Genomic DNA, 4,454 nt, shown 5'->3' with positions numbered 1-4,454 from the left:
GTGCTGTTCTCCAGCTTCTCGGCCACCGTCATCACCGCGGCCGTGCTTTCGGGCCTGGCGGTCTCGGTGCTGCCGGAATGCGCGCTCAGGCCCGGCATGCGCGTGCTCGGCGAGGCGGACGGCTTCGGCCAGTTGCCGGATTGCCGCATCGGCATCATGCGCGGCCAGACCTCGCAGCCGGAGATCGTCGACGCCTTGGCCCGCCACATCGCCGAGAGCCTCGACAACATTTCCGTGCCGGTCAGCGAAGAGGCGGGAAGCTTCGACTTCGCCGCGCTCGCTTTCGCCAAGATGAAGCGTGTCAAGGCGAACCAGATCATGCCTGGATGGTAACGTCAGGCCCGAGCGGCGGAACGCTCCCGGTCGGCCGACGAGACACCGGGCAGCGCAAGCAACTGGCCGGGCTCCAGCGGCGGAGACAGCAGATAGCCCTGCATCTGGCGACAACCCATGCCGACCAGCAAGGCCTTTTGCGCGTCGGTCTCGACGCCTTCGGCGGTCACCTCGACCTTGATCGCCAGCGCCAGCTCGATCAGCGTCTTGACGATTGCGCGGGCGCTTTCGTCCTCGTCGAGCAGACGCACGAAGGAGCGGTCGATCTTCAGCTTGTCGATCGCGTGGCGGCGCAGATAGCTCAACGACGAATAGCCGGTGCCGAAATCGTCGAGCACGATGCGCACGCCGGACTGGCGCAGCGCGTCAATCACCGTGCCGATCGTGTCATTGTGCTCGAGCAGAACGCTTTCGGTGGTCTCGAGCTGCAGGCGTGAGGGGTCGAGTCCGGTTTCGCTCAGGACCGTGGAGACCTGTTCGGCAAAGCCGATATCACGCAACTGCATCGGCGAGATGTTGACCGCGACCCAGGGCAGTTCGGTCCTGACGGCGAAGCGGCAAGCTTCGCTCAGGGCCCATTTGCCCAAATCGCCGATCAGGCCGCGCTCTTCGGCAATGGCGATGAATTGCGCCGCGGGCAAGGCGCCATGCACCTCATGCCCCCAGCGGATCAGCGCCTCGGCCCCGAGAATCCGGCAGCCGTCGGCCGCGAAAACCGGCTGATAGGCGAGCTTTATGCCGCCTTCGCCCTCCAGCGCCTTGCGGAGTTCCGATTCGACCTTGCGCTTGCGCAACAAAAGGTCGTCCATGTCGCCGGCGAACACCTCGTAGCGGCCGCGACCGTTCTTCTTGGCCTCGTAAAGCGCGATGTCGGCCTTGCGCAGCAGGTCGTCCGCGTCCGCCTCCGATCCGGACGACAGCGCGATGCCGACGCTCGCGCTGACGAAGACCTGGTCGTCGATGAGCCGGAACGGCTGACGCAGCTTCGCCAGCAGCCTTTCGGCGATGTCTTTGGCGCTTCCGGCGTCGGGAACGTCGAGCAGGATGATGGCGAACTCGTCGCCGCCGAGCCGGGCGACGGTATCGACTTCGCGGATCGTGTGCCTGAGCCGCGCCGCCGTCTGGCGCACGAGCTCGTCACCGGCGGGATGGCCGAGCGTGTCGTTGATATGCTTGAAACGATCGAGATCGAGGTAAAGCAGCGCCACGCGGGTTCCGTCCTGGCTGGCGAAGAGCAGCGTGCGCCGCAAGCGGTCCTCGAACAGCGCGCGATTGGGCAGGCCGGTGAGCGTGTCGTGGAAGGCGAGATATTGCGCCTGGTCCTGGCTTGTCTGCAACGCGGCCGAGGCGCGACGCAACCTGCGCAGCAGGAACACCAGCACGCCGCCCGCCAGGAGCAGCGCGATCGCCAAGGCAGGAGCGATCTTACGCACCAAAGCAAGGCCGGGCCGGAGTTGGTCCCAGCCGATATAGCCGAGGATCACGCCGCGCGCATCCACCAGCGGCACGGCGGCCGGGCCGACCGGCTCGGACAACGGCACCAGACGCGCGCCCTCGAGCAGATACTTTCCGGCGATCTTGCCGACGACCGCGTCGCTGATGAATTCGACCGAGATATGCAGATATTCGGTGCCGGGCGCCTGAGCGATCCTGTCCGAGCTCGGCACCAGCGGCGTGACGCTCAAGATAGCAGGCTTGCCGTCGAGCGACACCAGATCCTCGGCGACCGCCTTCGCGGGCTGGCCGGACGTGTCGGCTTCGGGCGGTCGCGCCAGCATGCCACGCAGTTTTTCGATGGTGGGAAGAAGGACGGGCCGATCCTCGCCATAGGCGGACGTATCGACCACCTTGCCCTCGCGCATGGCGTGGATCGGACGGTTGGCGCCATCCAGAATGTAGATCCGGTTATGGCCGTAATAGGTGTACATCCAGACGCTGAGATTGTCGGCCATCCAGGCCTGGTTGCCGGCATTTGCGTTGACGACGGAATCGTCCCAGACCGAAACGCTTTCCTGCTCCCGCTCGACGGCCGCGATCTGGTCCTGCAGGCCATCGGCGATGAACATCTTCTGCCGTTCGAGCGAGGCGTTATCGGCCTGGCCGGCGACGTAGAAGACGAAGCCAACGACGATGGCCAAGGCGAAAGCCGCGAGCGTCAGCACGGTCAGCGTGACCTGACGCGTCAACGGGCTGCTGTCGTGGCGTGCGCTCATCGCGTCCCTGGCCGGCTCTTGTGCCGCCAGTCAAAGCAAATCTGGCTTAAAATCGCGTTATAATATTAGCGAGGTTTCTCCGCGCTTGACGCGGGCCGATAAGCGCTCCCCAATCGCCAAATGAGTGAAACAGCAACCGAATCACGCAGCAACGCCACCGAATACACGGTGAGCGAGATTTCCGGCGCGCTGAAGCGCACTGTCGAGGACGCTTTCGGCAATGTGCGGGTGCGTGGCGAGATTTCCGGCTATCGCGGCCCGCATTCGTCCGGCCACGCTTACTTCGCGTTGAAGGATGACCGCGCGCGGATCGACGCCGTGGTCTGGAAAACCACCATGGCGCGGCTGAAATTCCGCCCCGAGGAAGGCATGGAGGTGATCGCCAGCGGCAGACTGACGACCTACCCCGGCAAATCCAACTACCAGATCGTCATCGACAATCTGGAGCCGGCGGGCGCCGGCGCGCTGATGGCGCTGCTCGAAGAACGCAAGCGCCGGCTGCAGGCCGAAGGCCTGTTCGACGCCGGCCGCAAGCGGCGGCTGCCGTTCATGCCAAAAGTCATCGGCGTCGTCACCTCGCCGACCGGCTCGGTGATCCGGGACATCATCCATCGCATCAAGGACCGGTTCCCGCTTCATGTGCTGGTCTGGCCGGTGCGGGTCCAGGGCGAGACGACCGCCAAAGAGGTGACTGCAGCCGTCAACGGTTTCAACGCGTTGACATGGGACGGACCCATCCGCCAGCCCGATCTTCTGATCGTGGCGCGCGGCGGCGGCAGCCTCGAAGACCTCTGGGGCTTCAACGACGAAGGGCTGGCACGCGCGGTTGCAGCCTCAGGCATCCCGGTGATCTCGGCCGTCGGGCACGAGACCGACACGACCCTGATCGACTTCGTCGCCGATATGCGCGCGCCGACGCCGACGGGCGCGGCCGAAATCGCCGTGCCGGTCAGGGCGGACCTGGAGGCAACCTTGGCCAGCCTCGGCGCGCGGCTCAACGCCTGCGCCTCGCGGCATCTGGAGCGCAAGCGCCAGGCGGTCCGGGCCGCGGCACGCGCGCTCCCCTCGCCCGACCAGTTGCTGGCGCTGCCGCGCCGCCGTTTCGACGATGCGACCAGCCGCCTCGGCCGCGGGCTGACGGTGAATATCGAGCGCAAGCGGGCCACGCTGGAGCGGCAAAGGCTGACGCCGGCGACCCTGTCGCGGCGCCTGAACGAAGCGCGCACGCTGACCGGCCGCGACATCGCGCGTGCCCGCGCGGCGTTCTTCGCCATCGTGCGCGAGCGGCGCGCGCGTTTCAAGCGCACCCAAGTCAGGCTATCGCCGGCGCCGATCGAGAGAAGGCAAAGGCAGCAGGCCGACGCCTTGACCGGACTGACACGGCGTCAGGACCAGGCGGTGGCTCGGCAGTTGGACAGGCTGCGCGCTGCGCTGACCCAGGCCGACCGGCTGCTTTCCACGCTGTCGCACAAGGCCGTGTTGGCGCGCGGCTTCGCGCTGGTCAAGGACGCCGACGGCGCCGTCATCAAACGGGTCGCGGAACTGGCGCCGGGCGCGGCGCTGCAGCTGGAATTCGCGGACGGCACGGCCGAAGCCATCGCGACCTCCGGCGGCGCGCGGCCGAAGCTGGCCGCGAGGTCGCCCGCCAAGGCCAAGGAGCCGGGCAATCAGGGTTCGTTGTTCTGAGGGTTTCCATGAGCAACCACGACCCACATCGTCGCACCCCGTCGGGCAAGCCGCGCCTGCGCGCGTTCGGCATCGCGCTCGACGGGACGCCCGGTACGTCGGTGATGGCGTTGAAACGGCCGGGCGTGTCGGTGGGCTACACGACGCTGATTTCCGGCGAGGGTCCCTTGCGTGTCGGCAACGGACCGGTGCGCACCGGTCCGTTGCCGACACGCGAGGGAC

2 protein-coding genes and 2 pseudogenes are annotated in these 4,454 nt (G+C 66.8%); 3 read left to right on the top strand and 1 reads right to left on the bottom strand.

Translation table 11 applies throughout. From position 1 onward, the window contains the following. A pseudogene (locus EOD07_RS24100) lies at positions 1 to 333 on the top strand (LysR family transcriptional regulator); the annotation flags it as partial. Positions 334 to 335: 2 nt separating this feature from the next. Here EOD07_RS24100 and EOD07_RS24095 read toward each other — a convergent pair. Continuing rightward, positions 336 to 2,546, bottom strand: coding sequence for an EAL domain-containing protein (locus EOD07_RS24095; protein ID WP_127237223.1), 2,211 nt, complete (start codon positions 2,544 to 2,546; stop codon positions 336 to 338). A gap of 120 nt (positions 2,547 to 2,666) precedes the next feature. Here EOD07_RS24095 and xseA point away from each other — a divergent pair, with 120 nt between their 5' ends. Both xseA and EOD07_RS24085 read left to right on the top strand, forming a co-directional pair. After that, entirely contained in the window at positions 2,667 to 4,232 is a 1,566-nt protein-coding gene (gene xseA, locus EOD07_RS24090; protein WP_127237222.1) for an exodeoxyribonuclease VII large subunit, read from the top strand. 8 nt (positions 4,233 to 4,240) lie between these two features. Then, positions 4,241 to 4,454 (top strand): annotated as a pseudogene (locus tag EOD07_RS24085) (S58 family peptidase); the annotation flags it as partial.

It is taken from the genome of Mesorhizobium sp. M2C.T.Ca.TU.002.02.1.1 (assembly GCF_003997225.1).
This window is presented reverse-complemented; position numbering and strand designations above follow the sequence as displayed.